The sequence below is a fragment of the Candidatus Omnitrophota bacterium genome, from assembly GCA_028712255.1.
Lineage (GTDB): Bacteria > Omnitrophota > Gorgyraeia > Gygaellales > Profunditerraquicolaceae > UBA6249.
The window spans coordinates 138,301-156,941 of the sequence record JAQTQJ010000001.1; the positions used below are offsets into that span (position 1 = coordinate 138,301).

The window sequence follows — 18,641 nt, forward strand, 5'->3', positions numbered from 1 at the left end:
TAGATTGATTATATTTAGAATAGTTTTGTTATTAGTAATAGGTTCAGGCTTTCAAAGTTGCGCTTTTGCTCAAGATAAAGTCAGCCTGCAAGATAATGCAATTGGCTCGACATTTAAGACTTTAGCAAAGAGTTTTGTAGTGGTAATGGATATCGATAAATTTAAAAAAGATAACATTAGCCAAATAAATAAATTAAGGCCGGATAAGTATAAAAGAAAATACGCCAAAGTTTATGAGGTGATAAAAGAGTTGCCTCATGGCACTATAGCAAAATATGGAATTGTTGAGGATATGCCAAGGGAACAGTTAATCAAAGATATAGAATCACTTGATAAGAGACAGATTTATGAGGCGATTGATTTAATTCCCAATACTATTATCGCAAAAGAATTCAAAAAATATCTTGTTCGCAAGAAACAGGGAATCCAAGAAAGTAACTTAGTCAAAGAGGTTAATGCGTTTTGGAATAAGATATTGGGTAAAGTTCATGGGCCAATGTTAAAAACATAAAATATCTACTTAAAAGGGATTAAAATGTCTGAATACTATACGCCAAAAAGAGAAAAGAATCTATATGACCCTAAAAGCAAAGAACCGTTTAAACTTAGCCGCTCTAAGATCGAGCTTTTCATACAATGCCCGCGCTGCTTTTACCTTGACCGCAGGCTGGGGGTGGGTGCGCCGCCAAGTTTTCCATATACTTTAAACAGTGCGGTGGATATATTGCTTAAGAAAGAGTTTGATCTATTACGTAAAAATGGGACTGCGCATCCATTAATGACGAAATACGGGGTTGATGCGTTTCCAGCCCATCTTGTGCAACTTGAAGAGTGGAGAAATAATTTTAAAGGCGTGCAGGTGCTGGATAAGCCGACGAATTTACTAGTTTTTGGTGCAATCGATGATTTATGGCGCAATAGTAAAGGTGAATATATGGTTGTGGATTATAAATCTACCAGTAAGCCTGAAGAAATTAATGCTTTGGATAAAGAATGGCATGGTGGATACAAGCGGCAGATGGAAATTTACCAGTGGTTACTGCGGGGCAATGGTTTTAATGTAATAGACACAGGATACTTTGTATATTGTAACGGCAATACCGCGCTTGAAAAATTTGATGGAAGGCTGGAGTTTAACCTAACGCTTATTCCTTATGAGGGGGATGATAGCTGGGTTAGCGGCACCATCAAAGAAATACATAAATGTTTAAATAGCAATACAATCCCGCTCTCCGCGCAAAACTGCGATATGTGCGCCTACCGTAAAGCTGTTTCTGAAGTGTCAGGAGATAAAACATGAAAAGCAAAGTATATTTAGTTAGCCTTGGGAATTCAGAAAAGGTTCAGGTGGTTGGTGATAAGCTTAAACGATTACTTGAGGGAAGCCGCGTTTTGGATTTTATCCAGCTGAATAATAGAGTTGCGGTGAAGATGCATTTCGGCGAAGAGGGCAATACCGGATTCGTAAAGCCGGAATACTTACGCATAATTTGCGATAAAATAACTGCTTTGAAAGCAGCAGCATTCATATCCGATACCAATACGCTTTACCGCGGCAGACGCACTAATTCTGTCGACCATTTAGCCCTTGCCCGTGAACATGGTTTTACCCTTCAGGCAACGGGAGCAGAAATAATAGTGCCGGATGATACTGAAAAAAAGAATGTCGTTGAGGTACCTATCAACCAGAAATTTATTAAATCGGCTAAAGTGGCGCGGCTCTTTGTGGATGCTGATGCCCTTGTGGGAGTCAGCCATTTTAAGGGCCATATTATGACTGGTTTCGGAGGAGCGCTAAAAAATATTGGAATGGGTTGCGCGGCGCGCGAAGGCAAGCTGCAGCAGCATTCTGAAGTTTCACCGGTTGTGTATCAGGATAAATGCACGGGTTGTGGTGAGTGTGAGAAAGCCTGCCCGGTAGGAGCGATTACGATTCAAAATAATAAATCGGTTATTGATGGCGCAAAATGTATCGGTTGCGCAACTTGTATTGCGGTTTGCCCGAGTTTAGCGATAGATGTCCCTTGGGGATCGGGCGCGGCCACTATTCAGGAAAAAATGATTGAATACGCTGCGGCAGTGTTAAAAAACAAAAAAGGAAAATTAGGATTTTTAAATTTTGCGATTAAAATTACCAAGGAATGTGATTGCCTTGCCAAGGATGATCCCCGGATTGTTCCTGATATCGGGATATTAGCATCGTTTGATCCGGTAAGTATTGATCAAGCCGCTTTTGATTTGGTGAATCAGTATTGCGGCAAAGATATTTTTAATGAACTTCATCCTCAGCGCGAAGGTACTAAGCAGCTTAAATACGCCCAAAGATTAGGCCTGGGGAATTTAGATTACGAGTTGATTGAGTTATAAATTATGGATAAAGTTTTAGAAGGATTAAATAAGGAACAGATAGAAGCGGTTACGCATAAAGAGGGGCCGCTGTTAATTATTGCCGGCGCAGGCACAGGTAAAACGCGGGTAATTACTCAGCGCATCGCATGGTTGATTAATCAGGGCCTGGCTAAAACCGATGAAATCCTCGCCCTTACTTTTACCGATAAAGCAGCCAAAGAAATGCAGGAGCGCGTGGATATCTTGATGCCGTATGGTTATACGGATATTTGGATTTCTACATTTCACGCTTTTGGTGACCGCATCCTGCGTGAGAATGCTTTAGTTGCTGGATTAAATCCTGATTTTAAAGTGCTTGCCGGCCCTGAGGCTGCGGTATTTTTCCGTGAACATATTTTTGAGTTTACGCTTAATTATTATCGTCCGTTAGCTGAGCCTACCCGTTTTATCGAAGCATTGATTTCGTTTTTCAGCCGGGCAAAAGATGAGGATATTTCAGCTGGCGAATATTTAAAATACGCGCAGGATTTTTTAATCCAGGCAAAGAGTAATCCGCTAGATAAGGCCGCAGAAGAATTGGCAGTGCAGCAGATGGAGGTGGCTAGAGCCTATGATAAATACCAGGAGCTTTTGGCAAAAGAAGGATTGGTGGATTTTGGTAATCAATTTTATTTAAGTCTGCAGCTATTGCGTGAGCATCCTTTGATTTTACAGAATTACCAGAAGCAATTTAAATATATTCTAGTTGATGAATTTCAGGATACCAACTTTGCGCAGTTTCAGATTGTAAGGCTGCTTGCTGGTTCCTTAAAAAACATTACCGTTGTTGGAGATGATGATCAGTGTATTTATCGGTGGCGCGGGGCAGCCTACAGTAATCTGGTAAATTTTAACAAAGAGTATCCGCAGGCAGAAAAAATTACCTTGATTCAGAATTACCGTTCCAGCCAGCCAATTTTGGATAGCGCTTATCAATTGATTCAAAATAATAATCCGGAACGTTTTGAAGTTAAGGCCAATATTGATAAGCACCTTGTTGGTTTGAGTAAAGAAGGCGGAAGGCCCATTTATTTGCATTTTGATACCCATTCAACGGAAGCTGATAATGTAAGTAAAATTATACAAGATAAGGTAAGTTTAGGTAAGTTTAAGTATAGGGATTTTGCTATTCTTGTACGCTCTAATTCCGATGCTCAAGGCTTTATTCAGTCGTTGAATATGCAGAGTATCCCTTGGCAGTTCAGCGGTAACCAGGGTCTATACGCTCGGGAAGAGGTAAAGCTATGTATTAATTTCTTGCGGGTAATCGCTAATCCTTCGGATTCGTTAAGCTTGTATTATTTGGTGAGTTCTGAGATTTATAAAGTAAATTTAGTCGATTTGTCATTGTGTAATCATTTTGCCCGGCGTAGAAACCGCTCGCTTTATTCTGTGTTTGGCGATTTAGAAAAGATTCCGGAGTTAGCCCAGGTTCAGGATCAGACTAAAGAGGAAGTAAAACAGGTGCTTGTGGAGATTGAAAAATTCCTGCAGGTTTCTCGTGATGAAACAACTGGTAGGTTGCTCTATGCTTTTTTTACTGATACTGGTTATCTTAAATTTTTAACCCATGATCCGACTTTAGAAAAAGAAGCCAAAATTCAGAACATCGCTAAATTTTTTAACCAGGTGCGCGATTTTGAACTAATTGCTAAAGAGGACAGAGTAATTAGTTTTATCAAACATCTGAATCTGTTGATTGATTCCGGAGATGACCCACCGACAGTAGAAGCAGACTTGGATCAGGATGCGGTGAATATCCTGACTATTCATAAAGCCAAAGGCCTGGAGTTTAGGGTTGTTTTTTTAGTTAGTTTGGTACAGGGAAAATTTCCGCTTCGTAAACGCGGCCAGCAGATCGAATTACCAGATGCTTTGATTAAAGAAGTCCTGCCTACTGGAGATTTTCATATTCAGGAGGAGCGCCGGCTTTTTTATGTAGGAATGACCCGCTCTAAAGAAGAGTTGTATCTGACTAGCGCTGATGATTATGGCGGCAAGCGCCTTCGTAAGGTGAGTCAATTTGTGATTGAGGCTTTAGGTAAACTTGCCGCGCAGGATATTGAGAAAAAGAAAACTGCGGCCATTGAAAGTATTGCGCGTTTTGCTCCAGTTAAGGAGTTACCTAAATCAGGCCTGCAAGAGATCCCTGAAGATAAGTTAGTTACTCTAAGTTATTATCAGATTGATGATTATTTAACTTGTCCTCTGAAATATAAATATGTAAATATTCTGCGCGTGCCAATTATGGAGCATCACACGGTTATTTACGGCCGGGCGATGCATGAGGCGGTAAGCCAATATTTATTACGGAAGCTCAATGGTACTAAGGCGACCATAGATGAGCTTTTAGATTGTTTTGAAGCTAATTTCGACCCCCAAGGGTTTTTAGATGTTAATCATCAAGAGGAACGTTTTCGCATTGGCAGAGAAGCTTTAGTCAGATTTTATAAAGATGAAGAAAACCGTAAATCTCTCCCCAAATTTATTGAAAAAGATTTTTCTTTTGTGATTGGGGATAATAAAATCAGTGGTAGGTTTGACCGTATCGATATGGAACATGGTGGCGCGGTGATTATGGATTTTAAGACCTCGGAAGTTAAAATACAGAAAGATGCTGATAAACGTGTCAAGGAAAACAAGCAGCTGGCGCTTTATGGTTTGGCGTATCAGCATATATTCGGAGTTTTACCTGTTGCGGTAAAATTATACTTTTTAGAGTCTGGAATTATCGGCCGGCATGAGCTAAGTGAAGATGATTTAGAAGAGGTAAGAGAAGATATTTTGAAAGTTTCCGCGGGTATCAGGCGTCAGAATTATCCGGCTAAACCGGAATATAAAGCCTGCACTTACTGCGCTTACAACCAAATCTGCCCATCTGCGGTAATTCGCTAGTAAAAAGGGGACGTTTCCCCCTGGGGGGAACGTCCCCTTTTTACACTAATAGAGGTTGACAGACGGCGGTATTTGGATTAAAGTATAAAGAAGAGTAAAGGGCATGAAAGTGATTATTTCGATATGGATTTGGATCTGTAGTATTTTACTGACTATTCTGCTGTTTTTTGTGGTTTTAGTTTTAACCATTCTGCTTTTCCCGTTTGATAAAAAAAAGAAGGTTACCCACGCGCAGTGTTTCTGGTGGTCGGATGCGGTAATTAGCTTAAATCCTTTCTGGAACGTAAAAGTCAAAGGCCTGGAGAACATTGACCATAATAAAACCTATGTAATCATTGCTAACCACCAGAGCTTGGCCGATATTGTGGTGCTTTATCAGCTCAAAAGCCAGTTTAAATGGGTAGCTAAAGCAAGTTTATTTAAACTCCCATTTGTCGGATGGTGTCTGAGCTTGATTAAGCACATAAAACTTACCCGCGGCGACTTTGCCAGCATAAAGAAAATTTATCACCAAGCAAGCCAATGGCTGCGTAAAGATATGTCGGTATTGTTTTTTCCGGAAGGCACCCGTAGCAGCAATGACCAGATGGGTGAATTTCAGAATGGGGCATTCAAATTGGCGATTAAAGAAAAAAAACCAATACTTCCGATTTGCATAAAGGGTACGCAGGAAGCAATTCCTAAGGGAAGTTGGATTTTTTCGACTAAAGTTACGGCCACAGTTACTGTACTGCCAGAGATTGCAATAGGCGGGTTTGGCCCGGCTGATTTTTCTTCTCTTAGAGATATCGTCCGCGCAAAGATTCAGGAAACACTACTTTTACAAAATTAATGAAAAAAAAGTTTAAGATTATAATTTGGGTCTTTGCGGTTTTATTAGTTATATTTTTGATAGCCAGTATTTTAGTTGGAATATATGCTCCCCGGATTGTTGAAGAACAGATTCAGCAGAACTTAAAACTTAAAGTTAGCCTTGGTAAAGTAAGTTTAAGCCCGCCATTTACTATCACCCTTGAGAGACTAGAGATAGGTAATTTTGCTAGTATTAAAAAGGTATCTTTATCACCGAATCTAGTCGCTCTGTTATTTGGTAAAATAGTTATTCATGGCTTAAATGTTGTTGAGCCGGTGATTAATCTTGAGCAGTCAGCAGATGGGAAATTAAATCTGCCAGTCCTTGAGCAGAAAGAGAAGCCTCCCGCGATTTACTTGACTAGCCTGAGAGTGCAAAGTGGAAAAATAATTTTTACAGACAGAAAAGTTACTCCAGAAGGTTTTCAGATAATTGTGGATAATCTCAATATAAAAGTGGCCAAAGTTTCCTTACCGATTACATCGCTAGCAACAAATTTCAACATCAGCGCCCAATTGCTTAATTCACAAGGAAAAGCTTTTGGCGATATTGTATTTGATGGTTGGCTGGATTATTTGACCAAAGATATGAACGCCAAATTAGAAATTAAGGATATGGATATAGCCAATCTATCCCCGTATTATGGTAACTTTATATCAAATAAGAAAATTTCTTCGGCTATGTTGAATTTAAGTTCGGTTTTTAACTCTAAAAATAATACTTTAAGAATTAATACAGATTTTAATCTTTCTAAGCTTATATATGAACAGAATCAGCAGCTGCAGCCGGAATTCGAACTGATGAAAGATGCCCTGGATTTCTTTATTGATCCTGAGGGTAATTTACACCTGGAGTTTGGTATTGATACTAAACTGGATAATCCTGCTTTAAGCCAGGAAAAATTAAAAAGTATAATTTTAAAAGCGGCAATGAAGAATTTAGCCAATCAGCCGCCCCAGCAGTTAGCGGATAAGGTGGTTAGCGTTATAGATAAGTATAAAAATATAGGCAAGGAGTTAAAAAGTATTTTTGGAGAGTAAAAAAAGGGGGATAGTTTTATTGTGAGATGTCATTTTCCGTCATCCTGAGCGAAGCGAAGGATCTTATTAGTTTCGAGATTCTTCGGTTTTCGGCCTAAGAATGACAAGAATTTAGGCATTTAGCAATAGTCCTAGATAAATGCAAGAGGCTAAAACAAAATCAGTGAGGAATATCGAAGAAAAGATGGAGAGTTTGGATGTCAATTCTTTGCGTTACCATATTTTAGAGAGCGCCAAGAATTTCAAATGCTCTTGGATTGAATTGGGGCGCTCTTTATATTCGGTTTACAAAGATAAGATGTATAAAGAGTGGGGGTATATTAATTTTGATATTTATGTTGCTGGCGAGATTGGCATACGCAAACAGACAGCGATGAAGTTGCTTAAGTCGTATTATTTCCTGGAAAAAGAAGAGCCGCAGTATTTAAAAACTGATTATGCCGATTCGGCTAAGCCTGTAAATATTCCCAGCTATGAATCAGTTGACCTGTTACGTCAGGCAAAAAATAAAAAGGGTTTGGATGAAGAAGATTACAGCAGTTTGAAGAAGGAAATATTCGAAAAGGGTAAGGATGCCAGTGAACTTAAGAAGAATATAGGAGTAATTATTCGCCAGAGACAGGAATTGGATCCGCAGGCGGCACAGGCAAAAAGAAGGAGTTCTACTTTAAAAAGGCTGCTTGGCCAATTACGTATGCTTAAGCAAGAGGTCCATGTATTGAAGTTACTCCCAGCCGGGCTAGTTAAAGATCTGGATGATTTAATTAGAAATATTGATTTAGAGATAATGGCCCTTCCTTAAAAGGTATTAGGAAGGCCTGCCCTTTTGGGCAAGGAGTAATTTTAATGTCTTCCGATCCGGAAATAGCGATGACTTTGGAAAGAAGAATGGCTCTTTTAGGGGTGCGTGAGGATGATATCGTGGAGCGGTTTATTCGTTCAAGTGGGCCAGGTGGCCAAAATGTCAATAAGACTTCTACCTGTGTGTATTTAAAACATCTTCCTACAGGTATAGAAGTAAAATGCCAGCGCCAGCGTTCGCAGCTTTTGAATCGTTCATTAGCCAGGCATATCCTTTTGAGTAAAATTGCTCAGAGAAACCAGCAGGATAGTTTAGCCAGGCAATCGCTTAAGGCTAAAATTATGCGCACTAACCGTAAAAAGCCAAAGGGGTTGAAAATAAAAATCCTGGAGAATAAGCGTAAGCATGCACAAAAGAAAACCTTACGTAAAAAGGTCAGAGACCTTGAAGTTGAATAATATTTTGTGGCACTTTAGTGGAGAAAAATAGTGATGGTAATTCTGTTATTATTGATTTGTAGTTTATGTTTTCCAAATATTCTTGTGGCTGAAACCGTTACCCTTAAATCTGGCAAGACCATAGAAGGTAAAATAACGGAAAAGACAGATAAATATATAAAAATAGATTTTGATGGTATGCCGCTTACCTTCTTTCTAGATGAAATCAAAAGCATTGACGAAAGAAAAGAAGCTGTGTCTACAAGTGGGGAAATGCCCTCTGAGCTATATAATTCTTATTTTAAACTAGGCACTGACTTTCTTAAGCAAGGTAAATATGAAGAGTCAATAAAACAATTGGAGGAGGCTCTTAAGTGCGATTCTGGCCAACCGGGAGCGTATCATAATCTGGCTGTGAGTTATGCCTGTAAAGGAGATTACCAGAAATCAATTTTCAATTTTCAAAAGGCATTAGAAAAAGAAAATGCCGGATATGCCGATATTATTTATTATAATTTATCTACTATCTATTGTTATGCCGGTTTACTGGAAGAGGCAAATAAAACCGCAAGTAAGCTTAAGAACCAAAAATTAATTACTGGCCTTTCTGTTTTGATTGCTACTAGGAAAATAACCGGGGCAATATCTGAAACGGCTTTAGCGGCAAGCTCATTTCCGCCTGATACTATAATCCTTGCGCCGCCGCCCGATGAAAAAACAAAACAAATATTAAAGGAACAAGAGGCAACAGTCGGTGAAAAAATTTATTTCTCAAAGAATTTCCCGCTGCTTTTCTTTTACCATAGCCCTTTATCTTATTTGAACTTGGCCATATCCTCTTTTTACGATAAAAAAGATTACGCAGAATCGTATAGTTTACTGGAAAAGGCTTATAACGCCCTTGACGACAAAACGGAATATTTAAACAAGACAGCCCTGTTAGGGGTATATCTATATCGTGGGCAACTTGGCGAAACAGAGAAAAAGTATAGTGAGGCTAGGGATAATTTTAAGAAAGCTATTGAAATTATGCCTGGTTCATGGATGCTTTATTTGCACCTGGGGATTGTTGATTATCAACTTGGTCAGAATGAAGAAGCAAGATATGCGTTCAATAAGGTTTTAATTAGTCTTCCGGCTGAAGCGCAGGAAGCGCATGTTGCTAAAAAGTATTTAGAAGCCATAGATCGGGCTACCTCATCGCGCATCTAGTGAATGAAAAAATTATTGATTTAAAAAAATCATGAAATTGAAGTTGCATAAAAATTTTTTTATGGTAATATACATAGACTTGGTTTTGTATGTTAGATTCATTGACTTGTTAAGTTAACTAACGTATTTTTTTTAAAAAAATGGAGGTAGAGATTTGGTTTTGGTAAAGGAACAGAAGGCAAAATTGATTGATAATTTTAAAGTGCACTCCAGAGATACTGGATCTGCAGAGGTCCAGATAGCGATTTTAACTGAGAGAATCAATGATTTAGGAGAGCATTTTAAATCACATAAGAAAGATCTGCATTCTCGCCGCGGTCTGCTTTTATTGGTGAGCAGGCGCCGCAGACTTCTCAAGTATCTCAAGGATAAGGATATGAAAAAGTATGAAGAGATCCTGGGGAAACTTAAGCTTAGAAAGTAATCCTCGTAAGATTTAAATCCAAAAAAAGAAAGAGCTATAATCATGCAAAATAAAAGTTTAAAAATTAAATTTGGCAATAATGATCTCATCTTGGAAACGGGCAAGTTTGCTAAGCAAGCAAATGGCGCAGTTACCATTACTTATGGGGGTACCGTTATATTGGTTACTGCTTGTATGTCCGCAGAAATAAGGGAAGGCCAGGATTTTTTCCCTCTGACTGTTGAGTATCAGGAAAAGACATACGCCGCCGGAAGGATTCCCGGAGGATTTTTTAAGCGTGAGGGCAGGCCCTCAGAAAATGAAATTTTAGGTTCTCGTTTAATCGACCGGCCAATACGCCCTTTGTTCCCAGAAGGATTTTTAAACGAAGTTCAGGTTATGGCAATGGTTCTTTCAAGTGACGGGGAGAATGATCCGAATGTTTTAGCGTTAATCGGAGCAAGCGCAGCTTTGTCTATTTCAGATATTCCTTTTAAAGGTCCTTTAGCTAGCTGCCGTGTTGCCAGGATAAACAATGAATTGGTTTTAAATCCTACTTATGCTGAAATTGAAAGTGCAGATTTAGAAGTAGTAGTGGCTGCTAATAATAATGGCGTAGTGATGCTTGAATCAAAGGCTAAAGAAGTTTCCGAAGAAGTATATTTGGAAGCGGTGAAGTTCGGGATGGAAAGTTTAAAATCCATATTAAATATGCAGGAGGAATTTTTGCGTCTTTATGGCCAGCCAAAAGCCAAAGTTGAACTTAAATTAATCGATCCTGTTTTAATGCAAAAAATTGAATCGCTTTCTAAGGATAAATTAGCTGATGTATATAAACTAAGCAATAAGGAAGGGCGTGAAGAAAAAGTAGCTTTGTTGGTTAAAGAGTTGGAGCTGCAATTAACGGGTGAAGGATTCTTGGCTTTGGATATCCGTACCGGCTTGCATGAAGTAGAGAAGAAACAGGTGCGTAAGATGATTTCTGTTGAAAATATCCGTATTGACGGGCGTTCTTTTAAGGAGATCCGTCCAATTAGTTGTGAAGTGTCTGTGCTTCCGCGTACCCATGGCTCCAGCCTTTTTACTCGCGGACAAACTCAAAGTTTGGCTGTAACTACTTTAGGTACAGGTGAGGATGAACAGTTGATCGAAGCTTTAGATGGAGAGAGAAAGAAATCTTTTATGCTGCATTATAATTTTCCTTCTTTTAGCGTCGGAGAAACTAGGCCCGTGCGTTCACCAGGAAGGCGTGAAATCGGCCATGGTGCCTTAGCGGAGAAAGCATTGCTTGCAGTAATGCCTTCAAAAGAAAGGTTTCCTTATACGGTAAGGGTTGTTTCTGAGATTTTAGAATCTAATGGTTCCAGTTCTATGGCTTCTGTTTGTGCTGCTACTTTATCATTAATGGATGCCGGTGTTCCGATTAAGGAGGCCGTAGGCGGGGTTGCTTTAGGATTGGTTAAAGAGGGGAATAAAGTGGTAATCTTAACGGATATCGCAGGACTGGAAGATCACTTTGGCGATATGGATTTTAAGGTTGCTGGTACAGGTTCCGGAGTTACCGCTGTACAGTTGGATCTTAAAATTGACGGGATTTCCTTGGATTTACTTGAAGAATGTTTGGCTCAGTCCAGAGAGGGAAGATTATTTATCCTGGATAAGATGAGTCAGGCATTAAAGAGCCCCAGAGAAGAACTTTCTAGTTTTGCTCCGCGAATCGATGTTTTAAAGATTAATACTGAAAAAATCGGAGAACTTATTGGCCCGGGTGGCAAGACCATCAAGGCAATAATTGCTGCAACAGGGGCGAGCATCGATATTAAGGATGATGGTACGGTTTTGGTTGGTTCAGTTGATGCTGAAAAATCCGATGCTGCCATTAAAATGATTAAAGCAATTACCAGCGATGTAGAAGTTGGTAAGATTTATTTTGGTAAGGTAAAGCGTATTATGCAGTTTGGTGTTTTTGTTGAGATAGCCCCGCGTAAAGAGGGATTGGTCCATGTTTCTGAGTTATCCAATACATTTGTAAAGAAAATTGATGATGTTGTTAAAGTCGGCGATGAATTTAAAGTTAAAGTCATCGGCATAGATGAATTGGGCAGGATCAATTTAAGCAAAAAGCAGGCTGAAACCGACCAGCAAAATAGTTAATTTCTAAGAAGTGAGAGAAAGAAGAATAAATGAGGTCAAAGGCGTTATTCTAGTAGCAATAGGGCTGATGGTCTTAGCCAGCCTTATCCGCTTCGATCGTCTGGACCTCGCTTTCTACACTTCGCATCCAAATTTTCCTCCTAAAAATCTCCTGGGAATTTTCGGCGCCTATCTGGGTGCTTTTATCGTATTACTTTTTGGCAATATCTCCAGTTTTATTATTCCTTTTTTAGTAATTACACTCGGTATAAAATATTTCCGTCAGGATAAGCCTTATATTAGTGTTGCTCGTATTATAGGGGTATTTGTGTTGCTTGTTTCCATAAGCTCGTTGATTGGTATGTTTAATTTAAATAATGATTTGTTGAGGTTTCAGACCGCCGGATTCTTCGGCGCACTTACTTCAACTGCCGCAACTAGGTATTTTGCTTCGTTGGGAGCCGTCATTATCTTCATTAGCTTTATTATTATCTATTGGGCTTTAATTAATGAAGAACTAATTTCTTCTCTTTTTTCTAAACTAGTCATAAAGTCAAAAGCTTTATTTTCCGGTCTGTCATTTCCTATTAATAAGGAAAAAGCTACTTCGGTTAAAGTTAAACCAAGTCTTATTAATAAAAGTAATTTGTTTTCTAAAAAGCAAGATTTTGAATCTTCTATTGTGTCTAAACCTAAAATATTTATGCCTGAAGCAACTGCGCCTAAATTAAAAATTCAAATTAAAGATAAAGCCCATGTTGAGCAAGCCAAGATTAAGCCAACTGAATTAAAGATCGGTGATTATCATTTGCCTTCCCTAGATCTATTAGATGAGCCGCCTACGCCTGATACTAGGCAGATGAAAGAGGATCTTGAGGCATGCGCCCGGACGCTGGAAGATACGTTGGAAGATTTTGGGATTTTAGCCAAAGTTACCGATATCATCCGTGGGCCGGTGATTACACGTTATGAACTTGAACCAGCCCCGGGAGTTAAAATTAACCGTATTGAGGCATTAAGCGATGATATCGCTCTGGCTATTAAGGCTCAATCAATAAGGATTATTGCTCCAATCCCGGGTAAAGGCAGAGTAGGAGTTGAGGTTCCAAATTTGCACAGTGCTTTAGTTTGCATTAAAGATTTACTTACCTCTACGGAATTTCATAAACAGAGATCAGCCTTAACATTAGCTTTAGGTAAAGATATCACCGGCAGGCCGATATTCGGCGATTTAGATGATATGCCGCATCTTTTGATTGCTGGAACCACTGGTTCAGGTAAAACCGTTTGTGTAAATACTTGTATTTTATCTTTACTCTTTAAAGAGTCTCCTAACGATCTGAAATTTTTAATGATTGATCCGAAGATGGTTGAACTTATGCCTTTTAATGGTTTGCCGCATCTTCTGTGTCCGGTGGTTACAGATGCCAAGAAGGCTGCGGTTGCGCTTAATTGGGTGGTTTCTGAGATGGAATCGCGTTATGTACTTTTGTCTGGCGCCGGAGCAAGGAATATTGAAGCTTATAATGAAAAACAGGAAAAAATTCCTTATATTATAGTAGTTGTGGATGAGTTTGCAGATTTAATGAGTGTGGCACGCGATCAGATTGAGAATGCGATTACTCGTCTGGCGCAATTGTCGCGCGCTGTAGGTATACATTTGATTCTGGCTACCCAGCGGCCAAGTGTTGATGTAATTACTGGCGTAATTAAAGCGAATTTACCGGCGCGTGTATCTTTTAAGGTGGCTTCTAAGGTTGATTCGCGCACAGTTTTGGATATGAATGGAGCAGAGACTTTATTAGGTAAAGGCGATATGCTTTTTTTACAGCCTGGTAAGGAAGATTTAATCCGTATACAGGGTGCTCTGGTTAAAGATGCAGAGATTGAGCGAGTGGTTGAGTTTATAAAGGCTCAAGGTGAGCCAATTTATGATGATCAGATTCTTAAAGAGCAGCAGAAAAATAGTTCTTCTAGCGCTGATAAAGATGATCTTTATGATGAGGCGGTACGTGTAATAATGGAGAGTAATCAGGCATCGGTCTCTATACTGCAGAGGCGTATGCGTTTAGGGTATACGCGCGCAGCCCGCATTATCGATACTATGGAAATGGAAGGATTAGTTGGGCAGTTTGAAGGGAGTAAACCGCGTAAGATCTTGGTTGATCGGAATGCCTGGCTTAAAGATTTGACAAGTGGCAACACTCCGCGCTAATAGCACTCGGTCCTTAATGGAATTGGGCCGGCCCCTGGTGGGGAGAATTGCGTGAGTGTGCCTTGTTGTGGCAAGGAGGTAGAAAAATAGTGAATATTGAGACAGCTGGAGCCAGACTAAAAAAAATCCGCCAGGAAAGGGGTTTGAGTCTTGAGGATATCCAGAAGAAGACCAAGATTCATCTGAATGTCTTACGTGCAATTGAGGGGGATAGTATCTCGGATTTAAGCCCGGTTTATCTTAAAGGGTTTATTAAGATTTATTGTGTTTCTCTTGGGCTTGATCCAAAAGAATATGTCAGTTCAACAAACAGTCAGCCACAGAAACCGGTATTAAATGCTACCATTGGTAAGCCGATTGGAGAGAGAGCGCAAAAGAAAGCTTCTTTTATTAAAGATGTTTCTATTAAATTGGGCGCGATAAAACCAGTACTTAATTTTAAAAAGATAATCGTATTTACGGTATCAGGGTTACTTTTTATATTCTTGGCGGTTAATTTGGTAAAATTTGTATCAAGTCGGCACAGCAATAGGGCCTCTTTGGAAAAAGTTAAAGTCCTTATGCCCTCTTCCTTATCGAAAAAAACCGTGTCCACTACTCAAGAAGCTAAGCCTAAGAAGGATTTGATCGAAGGGGTGACGTTAGGAATATTTGCCCGCGATAAATCCTGGATATCTGCTAAGGTCGACGGAAAAACAGTCTTTCATGGAGTACTTGCACGGGGCAGAAGTGAAACTTGGCATGCCAAAGATAAAATAGAATTATCTTTGGGGGATGCCGGTGCCGTGGAGCTACAGGTCAACGATCAACGTTTTGCTAATCTTGGGCGGCGTGGTAAGCCTTTAAAGAATATCCTCATTAATAAAGAAGGCTTAAAAACTCCTAGATGAAACAAAAATTAGGGATTTTATCTTTGGGGTGCCCAAGGAACCTTGTAGATGCTGAAACCCTTGCCGGTAGGCTTAATGCAAAAGGTTATTCTATTGTTAGTGATATAAGTAAAGCTAATGTCGCTTTGGTAAATACCTGCGCTTTTATTGAAGATGCCAAGCGTGAATCAATTGATGCTATTCTTGATTTAATAGAGTTAAAAAAGCGGGGGAAGCTTAAAAAAATAATTGTTTTTGGTTGCCTGCCGCAGCGTTACAAAGATTTGAAAAATCAGCTGCCTGAGATAGATGCTTTTATGGGCTCACTTAATCAGGATGGGCAGGCAGATAGGTTTGCTTTAACTCCAAAGCATTACGCATACCTGAAAATTTGCGAAGGCTGCCTGAATAATTGCAGTTACTGTGTAATTCCCAGGATCAAAGGAAGGCTTAAGAGCCTGGATGAAAAAACAATAATTCAGAAAGTCAGACGATTAAATTGCGAGAAAATTTCAGAGCTTAATATTATTGGGCAAGATATCACCGGTTTTGGCGTGGATGCCAGTGGTACTAGCCAATTAGCAGCTCTTTTAAGAAAAATAGTCAGTAATGCGCCTGAAATTGGCTGGATTCGTCTTTTGTATCTGAATCCTGAACGTATTACCGATGAATTACTCCAGTTAATCGCGGCAAATAAACAATTATGTAAATATATCGATTTACCGATACAGCATATTAGTAACCGTATCTTGAAATTGATGAACCGTAGAATTACCAAGACAGAAATAACTTCTTTAATAAAAAAAATTAGAAGTATTATCCCTGGAGTTCAAATACGGACTTCGCTGATCGTAGGTTTTCCTTCGGAAACAAAAAAAGAGTTTAATGAATTACTTGATTTTATAAAAGAAGTAAAATTTGATAGATTAGGGGCTTTTATTTATTCCCGAGAGGAAAATACTCCAGCATATAGCTTTAATGGGCAGGTTGCTCAAGGGATAAAACAGGAGAGATTTGATATTGTTATGGCAGCACAGCAAAAAATTGCCTCAGAATTAAATAAAAGACTTTTAAATAAGACCATTAGTGTTTTGATTGAAGGGAAGCAGGATGGTGATTATGTTGGCCGCAGCCAGGCAGATGCGCCTGAGGTTGACGGAGTAGTTTATGTAAAGAGTAAAAAAATACTTAAAATCGGTGAATTTTCCCGGGTAAAAATTATAGATACTTTGGAGTATGATTTAGTGGGGGTAAAATTATGAATTTAGCAAATCGCTTGACTATGTCGCGGATTTTATTAACTTTTGTATTTATGTTTTTTTTATTCTGTCACGGGCTTTGGCCTAAGATTTTAAGTTTGATAGTTTTTAGCCTGGCAGCTTTATCTGATTTATTTGATGGGATGATCGCCCAGCGCAGAAACATGGTTACTGATTTTGGTAGGCTTATGGATCCTATCGCCGATAAAATTTTGGTGCTGGCGGCTTTTGCGGCATTTGTGCAATTGCAATTAATCGATGCCTGGATGTTTATGATTATAGTTTCCAGGGAGATTCTAATTACATCTTTACGGCTGTTTGCTTTAAACAAAGGTAAAGTATTATCTGCAGCCCGTGCGGGAAAACACAAGACAGTTTTGCAGATGCTAGTGATTTTTGCTATTTTGGGTTTTATCGTGTTAAAAGAGATCGTGCTTAAATATTATACTTGGAATCCGGCGTGGGAAAACATTTTCCGCCAAGGGATTTTCTTCCTTATGCTTCTTACCGTAGGTTTAACTCTTTTTTCCGGATTATCATATCTTTGGGAGAATCGCAAGGTTATTACCCGTTTATGAAGATTGATAATCCAGGTGATTTTTTGGCTAAAGCAATTTCTTCAGTTTTTTTTATCGGGTATCTGCCTCTGGTGCCGGGTACATTCGGCAGCCTTGCAGGGGTTGGTGTTTTTTATTTATGCAGAGGACTAAGCCAGCCGGTTTATTTTTTATTTATTTTTTGTATAATAGTTTTGGGGTTACTAACAAGCGGGAAGGTTGAAAGGCTGCTGAACAAAAAGGATCCGTCTTGCGTTGTTATCGACGAGGTAATGGGTATGCTCATTGCTTTAAGTTTTATGCCCTATGATTTAAAGATAGTTATTTTGGCTTTTTTTATTTTTCGGATTTTGGATACTCTTAAGCCGTATCCGGCGGGTAAATTACAGGATGTGCATGGGGCAGTTGGGATAATGGCAGATGATTTAGTTGCAGGTGTATATACCAATATCGTGCTTCAGGTAATCTTAAGGCTAGCTTTTTTTAAAGCAGTATAGATTGGGCCGCTAGGTGAAAGCGTGCTTTGAAATAAAGTAATCCCTCTAGCAACAAACTCCAAATTTTCATGAACCATATCGGTTTTTATATTGCCAAGAGATTTCTCTAGTTTAGAAGGTACAATACGACTTTTAAGCCTTCCGATAGTAATATGCGTACGGAAAGGGCGTTTTTCTTTGGCTATTCCGTATTGCCCAAGCTTTGTTTCTAATTGTCCGATAATTTGTTTTAATGTTTCAGGTGCATCTTCGGTACCTATCCAAATTATATGGGCTTTTGTTATGTTTGGAAAAATTCCTACTGTTTCTAATTTTATTTTAAAACTAGTATTTACCTGTGTTGTTTCTGTGATTATTTGATTAATATCACTAAGTTTTTTTGAAGTAATCTCTCCGAGAAATTTTAGGGTAAGATGCAGGTTTGTCGGTTTGACCCAGCTGATTTTAGGAAGAGTAGTTTTTAGCTTATACTGTATTTTGGAGATAGCATTTTTGATGCCTGAGGGTAGTTCTATTGCTATAAATGCGCGCATAATAAGCGTAAAGCTTCATAAGCGGATTTTTTTCGGATTTCATTACGGCTACCGCAAAACAAGAATTTTTGACAAATATTCTTTTTCTTATAGGACAAACAAATAAAGACAGTTCCTATGGGCTTGTCCAGGGTTGCTCCTGTGGGCCCTGCCCTGTTAGAAGTCCCGCGGCGCAAGGCGCCACTTCTAACGGGGCCGGCGATTCCGGTAATGCTCAGGCCAAAGTCCGAATTTATTTTTTTACGGATATTTTTGGCCATTAATATTGCAACTTTTTCTGATACCGCGCCATATTTTGTAATAGTATGCGTAGGAATATTTAAAATTAATTCTTTGGATCGATTGCTATAGGTAACTGCCCCTAAAAGAAAGTATTTTGAAGATCCAGGCGTTTGGGTTAGGAGGGAAGAGAGTAGTCCACCTGTGCAGGATTCGGCAACAGAAACGGTTTTTGCGCTAGAAAATAAATTTTTATGTGCCAGCTTTATGATTTTATTGAACATAGCTATATTATAATCATTTTTAATTGTATTGACAAGGCAAGTTTC

Annotated in this window: 18 protein-coding genes; 16 read left to right on the top strand and 2 right to left on the bottom strand. The window is 39.1% G+C overall.

Annotated features, from left to right (window positions below):
• Positions 1 to 4 precede the first annotated feature (4 nt).
• The 16 genes from PHC29_00745 (at position 5) to PHC29_00820 (ending at position 17,560) form a co-directional block, all read left to right on the top strand.
• Positions 5 to 511, top strand: coding sequence for a hypothetical protein (locus PHC29_00745; protein ID MDD5108028.1), 507 nt, complete (start codon positions 5 to 7; stop codon positions 509 to 511).
• Between the two features lie 24 nt (positions 512 to 535).
• A complete protein-coding gene (locus PHC29_00750; protein ID MDD5108029.1) occupies positions 536 to 1,300 on the top strand; it encodes a PD-(D/E)XK nuclease family protein in 765 nt (254 codons plus the stop codon).
• Positions 1,297 to 2,367 (top strand): DUF362 domain-containing protein, encoded by a 1,071-nt coding sequence (locus tag PHC29_00755; GenBank protein MDD5108030.1) that lies wholly within the window; start codon positions 1,297 to 1,299, stop codon positions 2,365 to 2,367. The genes PHC29_00750 and PHC29_00755 overlap by 4 nt, the downstream gene beginning before the upstream one ends.
• A 3-nt stretch (positions 2,368 to 2,370) precedes the next feature.
• Positions 2,371 to 5,283: a UvrD-helicase domain-containing protein gene (locus PHC29_00760; protein MDD5108031.1), complete on the top strand. Its 2,913-nt coding sequence runs from the start codon at positions 2,371 to 2,373 to the stop codon at positions 5,281 to 5,283.
• 103 nt (positions 5,284 to 5,386) lie between these two features.
• The gene (locus tag PHC29_00765) at positions 5,387 to 6,115 is read left to right on the top strand and encodes a lysophospholipid acyltransferase family protein (GenBank protein MDD5108032.1); all 729 of its coding nucleotides are present in this window, start codon (positions 5,387 to 5,389) and stop codon (positions 6,113 to 6,115) included.
• Positions 6,115 to 7,176 carry a DUF748 domain-containing protein gene (locus tag PHC29_00770; GenBank protein MDD5108033.1) on the top strand — a complete coding sequence of 354 codons (1,062 nt, stop codon included), beginning with the start codon at positions 6,115 to 6,117 and terminating at the stop codon, positions 7,174 to 7,176. Before PHC29_00765 ends, PHC29_00770 begins: the two co-directional genes overlap by 1 nt.
• 139 nt (positions 7,177 to 7,315) lie before the next feature.
• The gene (locus PHC29_00775; GenBank protein MDD5108034.1) at positions 7,316 to 7,978 is read left to right on the top strand and encodes a hypothetical protein; all 663 of its coding nucleotides are present in this window, start codon (positions 7,316 to 7,318) and stop codon (positions 7,976 to 7,978) included.
• 44 nt (positions 7,979 to 8,022) lie between these two features.
• Entirely contained in the window at positions 8,023 to 8,436 is a 414-nt protein-coding gene (locus PHC29_00780) for a peptide chain release factor-like protein (GenBank protein ID MDD5108035.1), read from the top strand.
• A 33-nt stretch (positions 8,437 to 8,469) separates the two neighbouring features.
• Positions 8,470 to 9,627 carry a tetratricopeptide repeat protein gene (locus tag PHC29_00785; protein ID MDD5108036.1) on the top strand — a complete coding sequence of 386 codons (1,158 nt, stop codon included), beginning with the start codon at positions 8,470 to 8,472 and terminating at the stop codon, positions 9,625 to 9,627.
• A 154-nt stretch (positions 9,628 to 9,781) separates the two neighbouring features.
• On the top strand, positions 9,782 to 10,051 hold the full coding sequence (gene rpsO, locus PHC29_00790) for a 30S ribosomal protein S15 (protein ID MDD5108037.1): 270 nt from the start codon (positions 9,782 to 9,784) through the stop codon (positions 10,049 to 10,051).
• A 42-nt stretch (positions 10,052 to 10,093) separates the two neighbouring features.
• Complete coding sequence (pnp, locus tag PHC29_00795; GenBank protein MDD5108038.1) at positions 10,094 to 12,184, top strand: polyribonucleotide nucleotidyltransferase; 2,091 nt, start codon at positions 10,094 to 10,096, stop codon at positions 12,182 to 12,184.
• Between the two features lie 10 nt (positions 12,185 to 12,194).
• Entirely contained in the window at positions 12,195 to 14,378 is a 2,184-nt protein-coding gene (locus PHC29_00800) for a DNA translocase FtsK (protein MDD5108039.1), read from the top strand.
• A gap of 89 nt (positions 14,379 to 14,467) precedes the next feature.
• A complete protein-coding gene (locus PHC29_00805) occupies positions 14,468 to 15,268 on the top strand; it encodes a DUF4115 domain-containing protein (protein ID MDD5108040.1) in 801 nt (266 codons plus the stop codon).
• A complete protein-coding gene (locus PHC29_00810; protein ID MDD5108041.1) occupies positions 15,265 to 16,509 on the top strand; it encodes a MiaB/RimO family radical SAM methylthiotransferase in 1,245 nt (414 codons plus the stop codon). Before PHC29_00805 ends, PHC29_00810 begins: the two co-directional genes overlap by 4 nt.
• Positions 16,506 to 17,084 carry a CDP-diacylglycerol--glycerol-3-phosphate 3-phosphatidyltransferase gene (gene pgsA / locus PHC29_00815; GenBank protein MDD5108042.1) on the top strand — a complete coding sequence of 193 codons (579 nt, stop codon included), beginning with the start codon at positions 16,506 to 16,508 and terminating at the stop codon, positions 17,082 to 17,084. Before PHC29_00810 ends, pgsA begins: the two co-directional genes overlap by 4 nt.
• Positions 17,081 to 17,560, top strand: a complete 480-nt coding sequence (locus PHC29_00820; GenBank protein ID MDD5108043.1) for a phosphatidylglycerophosphatase A — start codon at positions 17,081 to 17,083, stop codon at positions 17,558 to 17,560. The genes pgsA and PHC29_00820 overlap by 4 nt, the downstream gene beginning before the upstream one ends.
• On the opposite strand, the gene thpR is transcribed toward PHC29_00820, so the two are convergent.
• On the bottom strand, positions 17,521 to 18,093 hold the full coding sequence (gene thpR / locus PHC29_00825) for an RNA 2',3'-cyclic phosphodiesterase (GenBank protein ID MDD5108044.1): 573 nt from the start codon (positions 18,091 to 18,093) through the stop codon (positions 17,521 to 17,523). The two genes, PHC29_00820 and thpR, sit on opposite strands and share 40 nt — an antisense overlap.
• On the bottom strand, positions 18,078 to 18,596 hold the full coding sequence (locus PHC29_00830; GenBank protein MDD5108045.1) for a CinA family protein: 519 nt from the start codon (positions 18,594 to 18,596) through the stop codon (positions 18,078 to 18,080). Before PHC29_00830 ends, thpR begins: the two co-directional genes overlap by 16 nt.
• Between the last annotated feature and the right edge of the window lie 45 nt (positions 18,597 to 18,641).